Origin of the sequence: Knoellia remsis (assembly GCF_003002895.1) — a bacterium.
Taxonomy (GTDB): domain Bacteria; phylum Actinomycetota; class Actinomycetes; order Actinomycetales; family Dermatophilaceae; genus Knoellia; species Knoellia remsis.
The window spans coordinates 132,756-149,887 of sequence record NZ_PVTI01000003.1; the positions used below are offsets into that span (position 1 = coordinate 132,756).

Genomic DNA, 17,132 nt, shown 5'->3' on the forward strand with positions numbered 1-17,132 from the left:
TGGAGACACGAATGCGCCGACCCGGATCCGGTGTCGGATCGACGGGTCGGCGCATCGAGCGGGCTACTTGCTGGCGTCCGCCTTCTTGCCGTAGCGGGCCTGGAAGCGGGCGACGCGACCACCGGTGTCGAGGATCTTCTGCTTGCCCGTGTAGAACGGGTGGCACTGGCTGCAGACCTCGACGTTGATGACGCCGTTCTCGGCCGTGCTGCGGGTGGTGAACGTCGAGCCACAGGTGCAGGTCACCGTGGTCTCCGAGTAGCTCGGGTGGATGTCCTTCTTCACGATTCTTCTCCTTGGATGTCTCCGGGTCGGCGGGCCCATCACCGTGATGCAAGCCCTGTGGCGCCCCGACTGCATCCGCTCGTGAGGGCGGTGCTCAGGAAACGCGTCTCGTGCCGTGAACCGGTCCAGCGTGCAAGTGTGCCAGAGCAGGCACACGAATCCCTAAACGGCGGATGCCGCCCCGCCATTCCCCTGCGCCTCCACCCGCCGTCACCACGAGCGTGCTGCAGAACGCGCGACATGCTGCGCCTTGTGCAGCACACAACCCGCGCCTGTGGATGACGGCGGGGCCGCCACGGCGACCCGCGGCACGCTGGTGGCATGACCCCGAGGCAGCGCCGGCGCCTGTCGCGTGACGAGCGAGCTCGTCGCGCGGCAGAGGTGGCGGTCGCCCACTGCGGGGTCGCGCACCGCCGGGACCTGAGGCAGGCCGGGGTGTCTCGGGACGACGTCCGCTCGGAGGTCACCGCCGGACGATGGACGCTCGCCGGGAGGCACACCGTCGTCATCAACGCCTCACTGCCCCTGACGGGCGAGGCCGCGCTGTGGCACGCCGTCTGGGAGAGCGGTTCCGGTGCCGTGCTCGACGGGGTCAGCGCCCTCGTGGCCGGCGGGCTGACCGGGTTCGCGCCAGACCACATCGACGTCGCCGTGCCGGCCAACCACCGGGTCAACCGGGTGGACGGAGTGCGGACCCACCGTCGACGCGAGCTGGGCCCGACGCGAGGGGCGGGGCTTCCCCGGGTCCACCCGGAGTGGGCGGTCATCAGGGCCGCCCGATGGGCGCGGACCGACCGCACCGCGGTGCTCCTGCTCTGCCTCGTGATCCAGCAGCGCCTCGTCAGCCCGGAGCGACTGCTCGCAACCTGGCGCGTCCTGCGGGCCGGGCCACGCCAGCGGTTGCTCGAAGCGGTGTTGCCGGACATCTGCGACGGCGCCCACTCCCTGGGTGAGCTCGACTTCGGCGCACTGTGCGTGGCCCACGGCGTCCCTCGACCGAGCCGCCAGGTGGTGATGAAGGGGCACAACGGTCGTATCCATCTCGATGCGCTCTGGGAGGACATCGGGCTCGTGGTCGAGGTCGACGGCGGCCACCACGCCCTCGCACTGGCCCCGGTCGACGACGCCCTGCGCCAGAACGAGGTCACCCTCTTGGACAAGGTCGTCCTGCGGGTCCCGGTGCTCGGGCTGAGGCTGACCCCGGAGGCGTTCATGGCGCAGGTGGCCCGGGCACACGCCCAGCTCACCCAAGCCGCGGCCTGACCGCCGCCGCCGCCACCCCGCCGTCACCCACGAGTGTGCTGCAGGACGCGCGACATGCTGCGCCTCCTGCAGCACGGTTCCGCACGGCCGCAGCGGCTCACCGGTCAGGGGAGGTTGGCGAAGGCCTTCTCCAGATCGGCGATGACATCGCCTGCCGCCTCGAGCCCGCACGACAGCCGGACGAGGTCGGCGTCGGGCCGGGCATCGGCCGCGACGAACCGGTGGGTCAGGCTCGCCGGGTGCTGGGCCAGCGACTCCACCCCACCGAGGGAGACGGCATGGGTCACGAGGTCGAGCCGGTCCAACAGGGCCGACGCGGCGGCATACCCACCGCGCAGGCGGAAGGCGACGAGCGCACCCGGTCCGGCGAGCTGGCGACCGACGAGCCCGCGCGGGTCCCCGCCGGGCAGCCCCGGGTAGTGCACGACCGACACCTCGGGACGCTCCGCGAGCCAGGCCGCGACGACACCGGCGCTCTCCTGCTGCGCACGCACCCGCACGTGGATCGTCTGCAGCCCGCGGTGCAGCTCGTAGGCCGCGAGCGGGTGCAGCACGGCACCCGTGATCGCCCGCACCTGGCGCAGCCGCGCGACCCAGTCCGAGCTGCCCGCGACGACACCGCCCATGACGTCGCCGTGGCCGCCCATGAACTTCGTCGCGGAGTGCAGCGCGAGCGTCGCGCCGTGGCGGACCGGCTGCTGCAGCACCGGCGTCGCGAAGGTGTTGTCGACGACGAGCGGCACCTCGCCGACCTGCGCCGCGACCGCCTCGATGTCGACGAGGTCGAGCGAGGGGTTCGCCGGTGTCTCGAGCAGGACGAGCCCGGTGTCGGGACGCAGCGCATCGGCCACGGTGTCGGCGGTGGCCCAGGTGACCTGCGTGCCGAGCAGGCCGGTCGCGAGGAGGTGGTCCGATCCGCCGTAGAGCGGTCGCACCGCGACGACGTGCGGCGTACCGGCGGACACGGCGGCGAGCAGCGTCGCGGTGAGCGCCGCCATCCCGCTCGCGAACGCCACGGCGCCGTCGGTCCCCTCGAGTGCCGCGACCGCGCGCTCGAACCGGTCGACGCCGGGGTTCCAGAGCCGCTGGTAGACGAGGGTCGCCTCGCCGTCCGGGCTTCCGCCCGCGGCGAGGGTGTCGTATGCCGTCCCGCCCGCCTCGATCGTCGGCATGGGGTAGGTCGTGGCCAGGTCGATGGTGGGGACGTGGAGGCCGAGCCCGGCGAGGTCCTCCCGGGCTACGTGCACGGCGGTCGTCGCCACGTCTGCGGAGCGAGTCATGTCCCGATCCTCCGCAGGATCCGCTGGAACGCGCCACAGTCCCGTGGAAACCGCGGTGAGCGGGCGGCATACGGCATGAATCCGCACTGCAGCGCGGCTAGCGTGGCGCCATGCCGAAGAATCCGCACCCACTCACCCCGGGCCCGGCTCCGGTCACCCCTCCCCTGCTCGACGAGGTGGACCGGGCCATCCTCGCCGTGCTCGTCGAGGACGGGCGCATCTCCAACGCGGCCTTGGCGCGCAGTGTCGGGATCGCCGAGTCGACCTGTGTCGGGCGGGTCCGGTCGCTGCGCGAGCGGGGCGTCATCACCGGCTTCCACGCGAGCGTCGACCTCGCCCGCGTCGGCCGGCCGTTGCAGGCGGTCGTCGCGATCCGGCTCGCCGGGCACGACCGCGGCCAGGTCGAGGAGTTCGGCGAGCAGATGGCGGCCCTGCCCGGCGTCCTTTCCGCGGCGAACATCAGCGGGGCCGACGACTTCCTCGTCCACGTCAGCGCGGCTTCGCCCGAGGATCTGCGCGACTTCGTCCTCGACAACATCTCGAGCCGCCCGGGCGTGAACCACGTCCAGACCTCCCTCGTCTTCCGGGAGCATCCGGGGCGGCCCTTCGCCTGACCCGCAGCGGCCCATCGGCGTGTGCTGCAGGAGGCGCGACATCCTGCGCTCCGTGCAGCACACCACGCGGCGAAAAGCGCGCGACCACCGTCCGCCCACCCGCTAGCGTCCCGTGCCATGAGATTCGGAGTCGTCGTCCCGTGGGCCAGCGAGCGCGAGTTCGCCGACCTCGCCGCCCGGGCCGAAGCCGCCGGCTGGGACATGGTCTTCACGTGGGAAGCCGTGTGGGGCCAGGACGCGTGGGCGACCCTTGCGGCCGCCGCCATGACGACCGAACGCATCCGGCTCGGCACGCTGCTGACCCCGGCCGCGCGCTACCGGCCGTGGGACCTCGCGAGCCGGGTCGGCTCCGTCGACCGGCTCAGCGACGGGCGCGTCACGCTCGGCGTCGGCCTCGGCGCGCTGCACGGCAACTGGCTCGCCTTCGAGGCCGACGAGGGCCGACGCATCCGAGCGGAGAAGCTCGACGAGTGCCTCGCCATCTACGCGGGACTGTCTGCGGGACAACCCTTTGCGTATGCCGGCCGGCACTGGTCCGCGTCGGAGGTCACCGAGCTCGTCCCACCACCTCCGGTGCAGCGGCCGCACCCTCCGGTGTGGTGCGTCGGCGCGTTCGTGCCCGGGCGGGACTCCCAGCCGTCGCTGGCCCGAGCGGCGCGCTGGCAGGGCATCCTCCCGGCGATGGCCGGCGGCTCCTTGGAGGACCCAGGGTCCCGGCTCACCCACGACGGGCTGCGCGAGATCGTCGAGCGGGTGCGCGTGCTGCGGGACGAGGCGGGACTGCCGTGGGAGGACTACGACGTCGTCGTCGAGGGCGACAGCCACGGCGAGTTCGGAACGACGCGGCCGCCCGTGGACGCCTGGGCCGACGCCGGGGCCACGCGGTGGGTGGAGTCGTGGTGGGACCTGCCGGACTCGCCAGAGGGGCGCGCCGAGCTGGTGCGGCGCAACGACCTCGGGCCGCAGCGGTGACACGGCTCGCGACACCCGCCGACGTCGACGTGCTGCTCGACCTGCGGGTGCTCATGTTCACGTCGATGGGCACGCCGCTCGAGGCGCTCTCCGACCCCGCCTGGCGCGCCGAGGCCCGGGCCTGGCTGGCGGCCCACGTCGACCACCCGGCGACCCGCATCGTCGTCGTCGAGGACGGCGGAGAGGTCGTCGCGGGCGGGGTGGCCGAGGTGCTCGCCGGTATCCCGGCGCCCTCGATGCCGCGCGGACGTCTGGGCTTCATCTCCAACGTCGCGACGTTCGAGCATGCGCGAGGGCGGGGGCACGGCCGCGCGGTCATGACCGACCTCGTCGGCTGGCTCGAGGGTGACGGCGACGCCGACCGCATCGACCTCGCGGCGACCGAGGACGGTGCGCACATCTACCGGACGATGGGCTTCACCGACGCAGCCTTCCCGACGATGCGCCGCTTCCGCCCGTGAAGAAGTCACCCAATTGAACGGCATACACCTGCTCTGCCCCACGTGAAAAAGTCACCAATTGAACGGACTCAGGCACCCGGAGCCCGCGTGAAAAACTCACCAAGTGAACGAATGAGCGACTGTCTCCGCAGCGGCGCGCGGACGGCATACGAACTCGTTTGAAGAACGCCGATGGCGCGCACCCCGTTCGGTGCGCGCCATCGGGACGCAGCGGGTCAGTCCTCGCCTTCGTCGTGCAGCTGCATCGACGACGTCTGCTGGACTTGGGTGAGGAACTCGTAGTTCGTCTTCGTCTTGCGCAACCGGTCGAGCAGGAGCTCGAGGCCCTGCTGGGTGTCGAGGGCAGCGAGGACGCGGCGGAGCTTCCACATGATCTTGAGCTCCTCGGGCGCGAGCAGGATCTCCTCGCGCCGGGTGCCCGAGTTGTTGACGTCGACCGCCGGGAAGATGCGCCGGTTCGACAGGCCCCGGTCGAGCTTGAGCTCCATGTTGCCGGTGCCCTTGAACTCCTCGAAGATCACCTCGTCCATGCGCGAGCCGGTCTCGACGAGCGCCGTCGCGAGGATGGTGAGCGAGCCGCCGTTCTCGATGTTGCGCGCGGCCCCGAAGAACTTCTTCGGCGGGTAGAGCGCGGCCGAGTCGACACCACCGGAGAGGATGCGCCCGCTCGCGGGGGCCGCGAGGTTGTAGGCGCGACCGAGCTTGGTGATCGAATCGAGGAGGACGACGACGTCGTGCCCCATCTCGACGAGACGCTTCGCCCGCTCGATGGAGAGCTCGGCGACCGTCGTGTGGTCCTCGGCCGGCCGGTCGAAGGTCGAGGCGATGACCTCACCCTTGACCGCGCGCTGCATGTCGGTGACCTCTTCGGGCCGCTCGTCGACGAGGACGACCATGAGGTGGACCTCGGGGTTGTTCGTCGTGATCGCGTTGGCGATGGACTGCATGACCATCGTCTTGCCGGCCTTCGCCGGGGCGACGATGAGGCCGCGCTGGCCCTTGCCGATCGGGGCGACGAGGTCGATGACCCGCGTCGTGAGCTGGGTCGGCTCGGTCTCGAGGCGCAGGCGGTCCTGCGGGTAGAGCGGCGTGAGCTTGCCGAACTCGGCGCGGCTGCGGGCCTCGTCGGGCGTCATGCCGTTGATGCTGTCGAGGCGTGCCAGCGGCGTGTACTTCTGCCGGTTGTTGCGCGAGCCGACGGTCTGCTGCTGTGGCTCCTCGCCCTCGCGGGGCGCTTTGGTCGCGCCGACGACGGCGTCACCCTTGCGCAGGCCGTTGCGCTTGACCATGCCGAGCGGCACGTAGACGTCGTTCGGGCCGGCGAGGTAGCCGGAGGTCCGGACGAAGGCGTAGTTGTCGAGGATGTCGAGGATGCCCGCGACGGGGACGAGCACGTCGTCCTCGGTGATCTGCGGCTCGTCCGCGAGCTGGTTCTCCTGACGACCTTGGCGACCCTTGTCACGGTTGCGGTTCCGGTTGCGGCGGCGACGGCCGCTGCGGCCACCGCCCTCCTCGTCGTCGCCCTGCTGGTCCTGCTGGGCGCGCGCGTCCTGCTGCTGGCCCTTGTCACGGTCATTGCCCGCGTTGCGGTCGTTGCCGGCGTTGCGGTCCTCGCGGTCGTCCGCGCCCCCGCGGCCGCGGCCGCCCTGCTGGTCACGGTTGCCGCGCTGGTCACGCCCGCCCTGCTCGTCACGGCCGCGCTGGGAGCGACCGTTCTCGGCGCCCTCACCCGACTCGCGCTCGCGCAGCTCTCGGGCCAGCTCGGCCTTGCGCTCGGCGCGCTCGTCGGCGTCGGAGCGCTGGCCCCGGGTGTCGTCGGCCTGCTCACCGCCGCGTGGAGCGCCCGCACCGGAGGAGGCACGACGGGATCGGCCCTGCGCAGGCGCGTCGTCGCTCCGGGCGGCACCAGTCGTCGTGTCCGCGTTCTTCGACGCGTCGTCCTTGGCCGGGGTCTGCCTCCCCGCGTCGCCCTTGGCGGCGGCGTCGGCGGCCGGGCCGCTCTCACCGTTCTGGCGCGCCTTGATGGCGGCGACGAGGTCGCCCTTGCGCATCTTGGCCGTGCCGGTGATGCCCATGCTCGAGGCGAGCCCCTGGAGCTCCGCGAGGCGCATGGCCGTCAGCGAGCCGGAGCGGCGCGGGGCCTGCCCCGACGACGATGCCTCAGCGGTGGTGGTTTCTGTCACGAAGGATCCTTCCCCTCGTTCATGGCCCCGCGGGGAGGCGAGGCCGGAGGTGGGTGTCAGTGATCTGACCAGGTGATCCACGAAGAGCACGCGCGCGGCACGTGGCACGGCCATGGCGGGCCCGACTGTGGTGGATGCGGATCGCGGTGGGCTCGGACGAGAGACGCTCGTCCGGCAACAACTGCGACCGCGGCTCCACAGTAACACCACGGAACTCCCGGACTGCTGGCGAGCGAGGGCCAGTCAGACGAGGCGCACCCCGTGTTCCGGTATGCCGGGCAGCAGCACGCGCCACTGCTCACCGCCCGCGCTGCTGACCTTCTCGACCGAGTCACGGGTGGTCAGGGCGAGGACGGACGGGCCGGCGCCGGAGATCACGGCGGCATGCCCGGCGGCACGCAGGGTGTCGACGAGCGCCATCGACGCCGGATAGCTCGGCCGGCGCGGCTCCTGGTGCAGCCACTCCCGGGTTCCGTCGAGCAGGTGCTCCGGGGCCGTGGTGAGGGCATGGACGAGGAGCGCCGCCCGCGCCGAGTTGGCCGCCGCGTCAGCAAGCCGAACCTGTTGCGGCAGAACGGCTCTCGCTGTCGCCGTGGAGAGCTGGGACTCCGGAGTGAAGACGACCGGCACCACCTCGGGGTGCGGCTCGAGGCGCAGCGTCGTCGTCCTGACCCCCCGGTCGTCGGACCACGAGAGCGTGACCCCGCCGTGGACGCTCGCCGACGAGTTGTCGGGGTGACCCTCGAGCCGGGCGGCAAGGTCACCGAGGGAGGTGAGGTCGAGCTGAGCTGGTCCACCGTCGCGCTGCGAGGCGAGAGCGTGGGCCAGCGCGACACCGGTGACGATTGCCGTCGCCGAGGAGCCGAGGCCACGACCGTGGGGGACCTCGTTGACGCACTCGAGACGCAGTCCGGGCGGCTCCTCGGCGCCCAGCTCGGAGAGGGCGTGGACGAGGGTGCGGTAGACGAGGTGCGACGCGTCGGTGGGCACCGCGCCAGCGCCCTCCCCCGAGACCGAAATCTCGAGAGCGTCGGACTCGAGAACCGTTGCGCGACAACGGTCCCAGAGCCCGAGTGCCATCCCGACCGAGTCGAACCCTGGTCCGAGGTTGGCGCTGCTGGCAGGCACTTCGACGGCGGCGCTCGTGCCGGGACGCCAGTGCGACACGTCAGCCCTCGAGTCCGAGGACCTCGGCCACGGCGCGCGCTTCCGCGGCCACGCGGACCGGTTCGACCTCGGTGCCGTCGGCGAGCCGGAGCGCCCACTGCGGGTCCTTGAGCCCGTGACCGGTGACGGTGCAGACGATGGTGGCGTCGACCGGCACCTCACCGCGCTCGCTCGCCTGGATGAGCCCGGCGATGCTCGCGGCTGAGCCGGGCTCGACGAAGATGCCCTCGGTCGATGACAGGAGCCGGTGCGCGGCGAGGATCTGCTCGTCGGTCACGGACTCGATGCGGCCGCCGGACTCGTCGCGCGCGGTCTCGGCCTGGCGCCAGGAGGCAGGGTTGCCGATCCGGATGGCGGTGGCGATGGTGTCGGGTTCGTCGACCGGGTGCCCGAGGACGATCGGTGCCGCGCCCGCCGCCTGGAAGCCCCACATCTGCGGCGTCCGGGTCGCGACCGCGGGCAGGTCGGGGGCGTCGGTGGCGTACTCGGTGTAGCCGCGCCAGTAGGCCGTGATGTTGCCGGCGTTGCCGACGGGCAGGATGTGGATGTCGGGGGCGTCGCCGAGGGCGTCCACGACCTCGAACGCCGCGGTCTTCTGGCCCTCGATGCGCGCCGGGTTGACCGAGTTCACGAGCTCGACCGGGTGGGTCTCGGCGAGCTTGCGCGCGACGGTGAGGCAGGCGTCGAAGTTGCCGTCGACCTGGACGAGGGTGGCGCCGTGAGCGATGGCCTGGCTGAGCTTGCCCATGGCGATCTTGCCCTCGGGCACGAGGACGACACAGGACATCCCGGCCTTGGTGGCGTAGGCCGCCGCGGACGCGCTCGTGTTGCCGGTGCTCGCGCAGATGACGGCCTTGGCGCCACGCCCCTTGGCGTGCGAGATCGCGGTCGTCATGCCGCGGTCCTTGAAGGAGCCGGTGGGGTTGAGCCCCTCGTACTTCACGAGGACGTTGGCGCCAACCAGCTCGGAGAGGTTCTCGGCGGGGATGAGCGGGGTCCCACCCTCGTGGAGGGTCACGACGGGCGAGCCGGCAAGCGTCGGCAGGCGGTCGGCATACTCGCGGATCACGCCGCGCCAGAGGTGGGCCACGTCAGGCTCCTTCGACTCGCATCCAGGAGACGACCTCGTCGACCGTCTCGAGTCCGGTGAGCGCGTCGACGGTCGCGCGCAGCGCGGCGTCGGGCGCGCGGTGGGTGACGACGACGAGCTCGGCTCGCGAGGCACCGTCCTCGAGCACGCGCTGGCGCACGGTCTCGATGGACACACCGTTGTCGGCGAACGCCCCCGCGACCTGCGCGAGGACACCCGGGCGGTCGGCCACCGCGAGGCTGATGTGGTAGCGGGTCGCCGCGTCCCCCATCGAGACGACGGGGAGGTCGGCGTAGGCGGACTCGACCGGACCGTGCCCACCGGCCAGTCGGTGCCGGGCCACCGCGACGACGTCGCCGAGGACCGCGGAGGACGTCGGGTCGCCCCCGGCGCCCGGACCGTAGAACATGAGCTCGCCCGCGGCGGCCGCCTCGACGAAGACCGCGTTGTAGGCATCGCGCACCGACGCGAGCGGGTGGCTGCGCGGGATCATCGCCGGGTGCACCCGCACGCTGACGCCCGAGGGCGTGCCGGACTCGTCGCGCAGCAACTCGCAGATGGCGAGCAGCTTGACGACGCTGTCCATCTCACGCGCGGCCCGCACGTCGGCGGCACTGACCTCGGTGATTCCCTCACGATGCACCTGGTCACTCGCGACGCGCGTGTGGAAGGCGAGCGAGGCGAGGATAGCCGCCTTGGCCGCCGCGTCGAAACCCTCGACATCGGCCGTCGGGTCGGCCTCGGCGTACCCCAGCGCCTGGGCCTGCTCGACGGTCTCGGCGAAGCCGGCGCCCGTGGTGTCCATCTTGTCGAGGACGAAGTTCGTCGTGCCGTTGACGATGCCGAGCACCCGGTGCACGTCGTCACCGACGAGGGACTCTCGCATCGGCCGGACGATGGGGATCGCGCCCGCGACGGCCGCCTCGTAGTAGAGGTCGACACCGTGCTCGGCCGCGGCGGCGTAGAGCGTGGGACCGTCCTCGGCGAGGAGCGCCTTGTTGGCGGTGACGACGGAGGCTCCGTGCTTCATGGCGGTGAGGATGAGCTCGCGCGCCGGGTCGATGCCGCCGATGACCTCGATGACGACATCGGCGGAACGCACGAGGGTGTCCGCGTCGCTGGTGAACAGACCTGGGTCGACGGGCACGTCCGGACGCGGCCGGTCGGGGCGACGCACGGCGATGCCGATGAGCTCCAGCCGAGCGCCCACCCGGGCGGCGAGGTCGTCGCCGTTGTCGACGAGCGCCCGCGCGACGGACGAGCCGACCACGCCGCAGCCGAGCAGCGCGACCTTGAGAGGGGCAGACATCATGACTCCGCGACGTCGAGAGCGAGCAGGTCGTCGATGGTCTCACGACGCACGATGACCCGTGCCTCGCCGTCTCGCACCGCGACCACGGGCGGGCGCGGAGTGTGGTTGTACTGGCTGGACAGGGCCCGGCAGTACGCGCCGGTCCCCGGCACGGCGATGAGGTCCCCGGGTGCGAGGTCGGCCGGGAGCCATTCGTCGAGCACGACGATGTCGCCACTCTCGCAGTGCTTGCCGACGACCCGAGCGAGCATCGGCTCCGCCTCGGAGGAGCGGTCCGCGAGCGTGCAGGAGTAGTCCGCCTCGTACAGCGCGGGGCGGACGTTGTCGCTCATGCCGCCGTCGACCGAGACGTAGGCGCGCGTGTGGCCGTCGCCGAGGTCGACCTGCTTGATCGTCCCGACCTCGTAGAGCGTGAATGTCGACGGGCCGACGATCGCGCGCCCCGGCTCGATCGAGACACGCGGAACCTGCCTGAGGTCGCCGTCGCCGACCACCTTGAGCTCGCGCCCGACGATGTCGGCCAGCTGCTCCCCCAGCTCACCCGGGCTGAGCGGGGTGTGCTGCGAGGTGTAGGCCATGCCGAACCCGCCGCCGAGGTCGATCTCGGGGCTGTGGTGGCCGAGCTCGTCGGCGATCCGAGCGTGCAGCCCGATGAGCCGGCGGGCGCTCATCTCGAAGCCGCCCGTGTCGAAGATCTGGCTGCCGATGTGCGAGTGCAGCCCGCGCAGGTCGAGGCTGTCGCGCTCGAGGACGTCGCGCGCCGCCTCGAACGCCTGCCCGCCCGACAGGCTGAAGCCGAACTTCTGGTCCTCGTGCCCGGTCGCGATGAACTCGTGGGTGTGCGCCTCGACGCCGACGGTCACGCGGAGCATGACGGGGGCGACCACCCCGAGCTCGGTCGCGACGTCGGCGACGCGCTGGATCTCGGTGAACGAGTCCAGCACGATCCGGCCCACACCGTAGTCGAGCGCGGCCCGGATCTCGTCGAGCGACTTGTTGTTGCCGTGGAAGCCGACTCGCTCCGCCGGGAAGCCGGCCCGACGCGCCACCGCGAGTTCTCCGCCACTGCACACGTCGAGCGAAAGCCCTTCTTCGGCAACCCATTTCGCGACAGCCGTGCACAGGAACGCCTTGCCGGCGTAGTAGACGTCGGCGCCACCGGTCACCGCATCGAAGGGCTTCGCGAAGTCGTCGCGGAACGCCCGCGCCCGCGCACGGAAGTCGTCCTCGTCGATGACGTATGCCGGCGTGCCCACCTCGTGCGCGAGCGTCACCACGTCGAGCCCGGCCACGGTGAGTCGACCTTCGTCGTCGCGGCGCACGGACTCCGGCCACAGCTGCGGCAGCAGGGCCATGACGTCCTGCGGGTAGGGCAGGTAGAGCGGCGGGCCGCCGTAGCCCTCGGCGTGGAGCGCACCGGCCTCGTGAGAACGCATCGGTCAGGTCCTCACATGCGCTCGGGCGCGCTGACGCCGAGCAGGTCGAGTCCGTTGGCGAGCACCTGGCGGGTGGCGTCGTTGAGCCACAGCCGGGTGCGGTGCAGATCGGTGACCTCCTCGTCGGCGTTCATCGGCCGGACGCGGCAGGTGTCGTACCACTTGTGGTAGCGGCCGGCGAGGTCCTCGAGGTAGCGCGCCACCCGGTGCGGCTCGCGCAGCCGCGCTGCCTGGGCGACGACCCGGGGGAAGTCGCCGAGCGTCGCGAGCAGCGTCGCCTCGGTCGGGTCGGCGAGCAGCGAGGGGTCGAAGCCGTCCTCGCGGCGCACGCCGTCCTCGGCCGCCAAGCGGGCGACATTCGCCGTGCGGGCGTGGGCGTACTGGACGTAGAAGACCGGGTTGTCATTGGTCTGCTTGCGCAGCTCCTCGCCGTCGAGGGACAGCGGGCTGTCGGCCGGGTAGCGCGCGAGCGAGTAGCGGATCGCGTCGGTGCCGATCCAGTCGATGAGGTCACGCAGCTCGATGATGTTGCCGGCGCGCTTGGACAGCTTGGCACCGTTGAGGTTGACCAACTGCCCGATGCGGACCTCGATGTTGTGCCCGGGGTCGTCGCCGGCTGCGGCCGCAATGGCCTTGAGCCGGTTGATGTAGCCGTGGTGGTCGGCGCCGAGCAGGTAGATCTTCTCGTCGAAGCCGCGGTCCTTCTTCGACAGGTAGTAGGCGGCGTCTGCGGCGAAGTACGTCGGCTCGCCGTCCTTGCGGATGAGGACGCGGTCCTTGTCGTCGGTGAAGTCGGTCGTGCGCAGCCACACCGCGCCGCCGTCGTCGAAGACGTGGCCCTGCTCGCGCAACCGCGCGACAGCCTGCTCGACGGCACCGGAGTCGTGCAGCGTCTTCTCGGAGAACCAGGTGTCGAAGGTGACCCCGAAGGCCTCGAGGGTGTCGCGGATGTCCTTCAGCTGCAACGGGTATGCCGCGTCGCGGGCCACCGCGAGCGCCTCGCCTTCGGGGAGCTCGAGCAGGTCGGGACGCTGCTCGAGGACTGCGGTCGCGAGGGTGTCGACGTACTCCCCCGGGTACCCGCCCTCGGGCGTCGGCTCGCCCTTGGCGCGAGCGAGGACGCTGCGCGCGAAGTTGTCCATCTGCGTGCCGGCGTCGTTGAGGTAGTACTCGGTCGTCAGCTCGGCACCCGAGGCGCGCAGGAGGCGGCCCATGGCATCGCCGAGCGCGGCCCACCGGGTGTGACCGATGTGCAGGGGTCCGGTCGGGTTGGCCGAGATGTACTCGAGGTTGATGACGTGGCCGGCCTCGGCGTCGTTCGTGCCGTATGCCGTCCCGCTCTCGACGATCGTGCGTGCCAGCTCGCCGGCGCTCGCCGCGTCGAGGGTGATGTTGAGGAACCCGGGCCCGGCGACGTCGACCTTGGCGATGCCGTCGACGTCGGCGAGCCGGGAGGCGAGCGCGGTCGCGAGGTCTCGCGGCGGCATACCGGCACGCTTGGCCAGCTGGAGGGCGATGTTGGTCGACCAGTCGCCGTGGTCCCGGTTCTTCGGTCGCTCCACGCGCACGACATCCGGCAGGTCGGCGGTGAGGTCACCGGCGTCGACCGCTGCGACGAGGGCAGCCCGGATGGCGGAGGAGAGTTCTTCGGGTGTCACCCGCGCGAGTCTATTGGCCGCGCCGGCGGGGCCTGCCCTGGGCCGCGAGTCGTGAGACGACCTCGACGAGCTCGAAGGGGTCAAACGGTTTGGCGACGAACGCGTCGAACCCGGCGAGGTCGGCCTCGCTGCGGTCATGGGCGGTCGTCGAGGCCGTGACGAGGATCGTCGGCACGTCGGCGAGGCGAGGGTGGGACCGGATCGCGGCGATGGCCCACCAGCCGTCACGCCGGGGCGTCTGGGCGTCGAGGACGATGACGGCCGGGACCGGAGCCGCGGGGTTGATGAGCTGGCTCATCGCCTCGTGCCCGTCGGCGGCCTCGACGACGTCGAACCCCTCGAGCTCGAGGTTGATCCGGATGACCTCCCGGATCGAGGGGATGTCATCGCACACCAAGACGAGGGGCCGGGTGGCGGTCGCCGTGCCCGGTCCGGATTCCATGAACTCAACTCTAGGCTGCTACCCTCCGTGGGCAGCCCAGAACGGTGGATTCGGCGCCCCGACGTCCATCAGTTGAGCCCCCGTAGCTCAGGGGATAGAGCACCGCCCTCCGGAGGCGGGAGCGCAGGTTCGAATCCTGCCGGGGGCACAGTTGCGACGCAGGGCCTGATCGGCGCGAAGCGCCTTTCAGACCCTGCGTCGCTTTGTGCCCCGGCAGAAGCAACAGGTGCTCGAACGAAGTGAGAGCGCCGACGGGAGTCTGGTCGAGGCAGTGAGGGACGAGCTGGCTCGACCAGCGGCTCCTGCCGGGGGCACCAGGTGAAAAACTCACCCAATTGGACGCCCCACGGTCGGCAGGGCCGTTCAATTGGGTGAGTTTTTCACCACTCCCACGACTCGGGTGGGTCGGGTGACCACCGCGAGGAGGTCAGCGCGGCTGGCGGCGGACGTGCGCGGCGTCGGTCACCTCACCGACGAGCTCCTCGATGACGTCCTCGAGGAAGACGACCCCGAGCACCCGCCCGTCGTCGGCGACGACCCGCGCGAGGTGCGACCCGGTGCGCTGCATCGTCGTCAGGACCGACTCGACCTCGTCGTCGCGGCGCACGTTGGCCATGCGCCGGATCCGCTTGGCCGGGATCGGCTGGAGCCGCTCCTCCTCGTCGGCGAAGAGGACGTCCTTGAGGTGGAGGTAGCCGGTGAGCGTTCCGTCGGCGTCGGCCACGGGGTAGCGCGAGAAGCCGTGCTTGGCGACGAGCCGCTCGATGTCGTCGGGGGTGGTGTCGCGAGAGACGGTGACGAGCCGGTCGACGGGCACGCCGACGTCTGCGGCGTCCTTGTCGCTGAACTCGAGTGCGGCGTCGAGCAGGCCGTACTGCTCCGCCTCGACGAGCCCCTCCTTGTGCGACTCGGAGACGATCTGCGCGACCTCCTCGGCGGTGAAGGCGGAGGCGACCTCGTCCTTGGGGTCGACGCCGAGCATCCGGACGAGCAGCTTGGAGATCCAGTCCATCGCACCGATGATCGGCTTGACGACGCGCGAGACCTTGACGAGCGCGGGCACGAGCGCGACGGCAGCCCGCTCCGGTGTCGCGATGGAGATGTTCTTGGGGATCATCTCGCCGACGACGACGTGCAGGAAGACGACGATGAGCAGGGCGAGGACGAGGGCGAGGACGTCCGCCGCGGCTTCCGGAGCACCGAGCGCCTCGACCGGCCCGACGAGCGCGTGGTGGAGCGCGACCTCGGAGACCGCGCCGAGCAGGACGGAGCACACCGTGATGCCGAGCTGTGCGGTCGCGAGCAGGATCCCGGTGCGCGACAGCGCCTCGAGCGCCTGCTGGGCGCGCTTGCTCCCCTGCTCGGCGATCGGCTCGAGCTGGCTGCGACGCGCCGACATCGCGGCGAACTCGGCTCCGACGAAGAACGCGTTGGCGAGCAGCAGCACGACGGTGATGGCAATGATGCCGGGGCTCATGCGGGTGCCCCCTCGTCCTCGTCACGGTGGTCGGGGTCGGCATCCGACTCCCCCGCTGGGACGAACCGCAGCCGGTCGACGCGCCGCGCCTCCATGTCGACGACGCTGATCCGCCAGCCGGGGATCTCGATGACGTCGCCGACCTCGGGGACGCGGCCCAGCTCGGCCATGACGAAGCCGGCGACGGTCTCGTATGCCGGCCCTTCCGGGATCTCGATCGCGGTCCGGCGGGCGACCTCGTCCGGTCGCCAGAGGCCGGGCACCGTCCAGGACCCGTCGTTCATCCGCCGTCCCGTGGTCTGGCTCCGGTCGTGCTCGTCGGAGACCTCGCCGACGATCTCCTCGACGAGGTCCTCGAGCGTGACGACCCCCGACGTGCCGCCGTACTCGTCGACGACGATGGCGAACTGCTGGCCGCTGTCGCGCAGCTCGATGAGGAGCGGGTCGAGGCGGATCGTCTCGGGGACGACGAGCGGCGGGGTCATGAGCGCCGACACCGGCACGTCGGCCCGGCGGTCGTGCGGGACGGCGATGGCCTTCTTGACGTGGACGACGCCGTCGACGTCGTCCCAGTCGTCGTCGATGACCGGGAACCGGGAGTGCCCGGTGCGCCGGGCCAGCTCGACGCAGTCACGCGCCGACGCGCCCCGGTCGATGGCCGTGGCGCGCGAGCGCGGCGTCATGACGTCGGCCGCGGTCTGGGCACCGAAGCCGAGTGAGGCGGTGACGAGCCGAGCCGTCCCGATGTCGAGCGTGCCGGCCTCGGCCGACGTCCGCACGAGCGAGGCGAGCTCGGCGGGGCTGCGGGCGGCGGACAGCTCCTCCTGCGGCTCGACCCCCATCCCCCGCAGGGCCGCGTTGGCCGCGCCGTTGAGGACGGCGATGAGCGGCTTGAAGACGATGCCGAAGACCCGGACCGGGAGGGCAGTGAGCTTCGCCGTCGCGAGCGGTGCCGAGACGGCGAGGGTCTTGGGCACCATCTCGCCCACGATCATCGAGAAGCCGGTGGCGATCACCATCGCGAGCGTGGACGCGGTCCGCGACGCCGCCGAGGGCGAGAGGCCGGCCGACTCGAGCGGTCCGCTGAGCAGGGCGCCGATCGAGGGGTTGGCGAGGTAGCCGAGGACCAGGGTGGTGACGGTGATGCCGACCTGGCACGCGGACAGCTGGGTCGACAATGAGCGCAGCGAGGTGAGCACCGAACCGGCCCGGCCCTCCCCGCGCTCGACGGCCTTCTCGACGGTCGGGCGGTCGAGGGCGACGAGGGAGAACTCGGCCGCGACGAACAGCGCGGTCCCCAGCGTCAGCACGATGCCGGCGAGGACGAGTAACCACTCGGTCATAGTGCGGCCATCCTACGGTCGCCCGCACAGACGCCCCACAGGTCATCCTTGCGGCGGATGCGCACGCGGCCAGGTTCAGCCGCGAGGTTGACCCTCACGCGGCGTCGGGCTGGAAGACTGCCGCGCATGGCCAGACTTCAGCCCGCAGG

The 17,132-nt window shown here is 71.6% G+C and carries 15 protein-coding genes and 1 tRNA gene; 5 read left to right on the plus strand and 11 right to left on the minus strand.

From position 1 onward, the window contains the following. Positions 1 to 63: 63 nt before the first annotated feature. The gene (gene rpmE / locus BCF74_RS03080; RefSeq protein WP_106296487.1) at positions 64 to 285 is read right to left on the minus strand and encodes a 50S ribosomal protein L31; all 222 of its coding nucleotides are present in this window, start codon (positions 283 to 285) and stop codon (positions 64 to 66) included. 321 nt (positions 286 to 606) lie between these two features. Between rpmE and BCF74_RS03085 the strand changes: the two genes are divergently transcribed. Further along, positions 607 to 1,548 (plus strand): hypothetical protein, encoded by a 942-nt coding sequence (locus tag BCF74_RS03085; RefSeq protein WP_106296488.1) that lies wholly within the window; start codon positions 607 to 609, stop codon positions 1,546 to 1,548. Between the two features lie 104 nt (positions 1,549 to 1,652). On the opposite strand, the gene BCF74_RS03090 is transcribed toward BCF74_RS03085, so the two are convergent. Further along, on the minus strand, positions 1,653 to 2,828 hold the full coding sequence (locus BCF74_RS03090) for a trans-sulfuration enzyme family protein (protein ID WP_106296489.1): 1,176 nt from the start codon (positions 2,826 to 2,828) through the stop codon (positions 1,653 to 1,655). 110 nt (positions 2,829 to 2,938) lie between these two features. On the opposite strand from BCF74_RS03090, the gene BCF74_RS03095 reads away from it, so the two are divergent. The 3 genes from BCF74_RS03095 to BCF74_RS03105 all read left to right on the plus strand — a co-directional run bounded on the left by BCF74_RS03095 (position 2,939) and on the right by BCF74_RS03105 (position 4,875). Continuing rightward, the gene (locus BCF74_RS03095; RefSeq protein ID WP_170070115.1) at positions 2,939 to 3,442 is read left to right on the plus strand and encodes an Lrp/AsnC family transcriptional regulator; all 504 of its coding nucleotides are present in this window, start codon (positions 2,939 to 2,941) and stop codon (positions 3,440 to 3,442) included. A gap of 117 nt (positions 3,443 to 3,559) precedes the next feature. Further along, positions 3,560 to 4,414 carry an LLM class flavin-dependent oxidoreductase gene (locus tag BCF74_RS03100; protein WP_106296490.1) on the plus strand — a complete coding sequence of 285 codons (855 nt, stop codon included), beginning with the start codon at positions 3,560 to 3,562 and terminating at the stop codon, positions 4,412 to 4,414. Then, positions 4,411 to 4,875: a GNAT family N-acetyltransferase gene (locus BCF74_RS03105; RefSeq protein WP_106296491.1), complete on the plus strand. Its 465-nt coding sequence runs from the start codon at positions 4,411 to 4,413 to the stop codon at positions 4,873 to 4,875. Before BCF74_RS03100 ends, BCF74_RS03105 begins: the two co-directional genes overlap by 4 nt. A gap of 215 nt (positions 4,876 to 5,090) precedes the next feature. Here BCF74_RS03105 and rho read toward each other — a convergent pair whose 3' ends face one another. From rho to BCF74_RS03140, 7 genes are all read right to left on the minus strand, one after another. Further along, a complete protein-coding gene (gene rho, locus BCF74_RS03110; protein ID WP_281257166.1) occupies positions 5,091 to 7,058 on the minus strand; it encodes a transcription termination factor Rho in 1,968 nt (655 codons plus the stop codon). A gap of 243 nt (positions 7,059 to 7,301) precedes the next feature. Further along, a complete protein-coding gene (gene thrB / locus BCF74_RS03115) occupies positions 7,302 to 8,186 on the minus strand; it encodes a homoserine kinase (protein WP_245889182.1) in 885 nt (294 codons plus the stop codon). Positions 8,187 to 8,226: 40 nt separating this feature from the next. Further along, positions 8,227 to 9,315, minus strand: coding sequence for a threonine synthase (gene thrC / locus BCF74_RS03120; protein WP_106296494.1), 1,089 nt, complete (start codon positions 9,313 to 9,315; stop codon positions 8,227 to 8,229). Position 9,316: 1 nt separating this feature from the next. Beyond that, positions 9,317 to 10,627 carry a homoserine dehydrogenase gene (locus tag BCF74_RS03125; protein WP_106296495.1) on the minus strand — a complete coding sequence of 437 codons (1,311 nt, stop codon included), beginning with the start codon at positions 10,625 to 10,627 and terminating at the stop codon, positions 9,317 to 9,319. Further along, entirely contained in the window at positions 10,624 to 12,063 is a 1,440-nt protein-coding gene (gene lysA / locus BCF74_RS03130) for a diaminopimelate decarboxylase (protein WP_106296496.1), read from the minus strand. Before lysA ends, BCF74_RS03125 begins: the two co-directional genes overlap by 4 nt. Before the next feature lie 11 nt (positions 12,064 to 12,074). Beyond that, positions 12,075 to 13,721: an arginine--tRNA ligase gene (gene argS, locus BCF74_RS03135; protein WP_106296497.1), complete on the minus strand. Its 1,647-nt coding sequence runs from the start codon at positions 13,719 to 13,721 to the stop codon at positions 12,075 to 12,077. 10 nt (positions 13,722 to 13,731) lie between these two features. Beyond that, positions 13,732 to 14,163 (minus strand): response regulator, encoded by a 432-nt coding sequence (locus BCF74_RS03140; protein WP_106296498.1) that lies wholly within the window; start codon positions 14,161 to 14,163, stop codon positions 13,732 to 13,734. Between the two features lie 76 nt (positions 14,164 to 14,239). Between BCF74_RS03140 and BCF74_RS03145 the strand changes: the two genes are divergently transcribed. Further along, positions 14,240 to 14,311, plus strand: a tRNA-Arg gene (locus BCF74_RS03145). 279 nt (positions 14,312 to 14,590) lie between these two features. On the opposite strand, the gene BCF74_RS03150 is transcribed toward BCF74_RS03145, so the two are convergent. Next, on the minus strand, positions 14,591 to 15,640 hold the full coding sequence (locus tag BCF74_RS03150; RefSeq protein WP_106296499.1) for a hemolysin family protein: 1,050 nt from the start codon (positions 15,638 to 15,640) through the stop codon (positions 14,591 to 14,593). After that, complete coding sequence (locus BCF74_RS03155) at positions 15,637 to 16,983, minus strand: hemolysin family protein (protein ID WP_106296500.1); 1,347 nt, start codon at positions 16,981 to 16,983, stop codon at positions 15,637 to 15,639. Before BCF74_RS03155 ends, BCF74_RS03150 begins: the two co-directional genes overlap by 4 nt. Between the last annotated feature and the right edge of the window lie 149 nt (positions 16,984 to 17,132).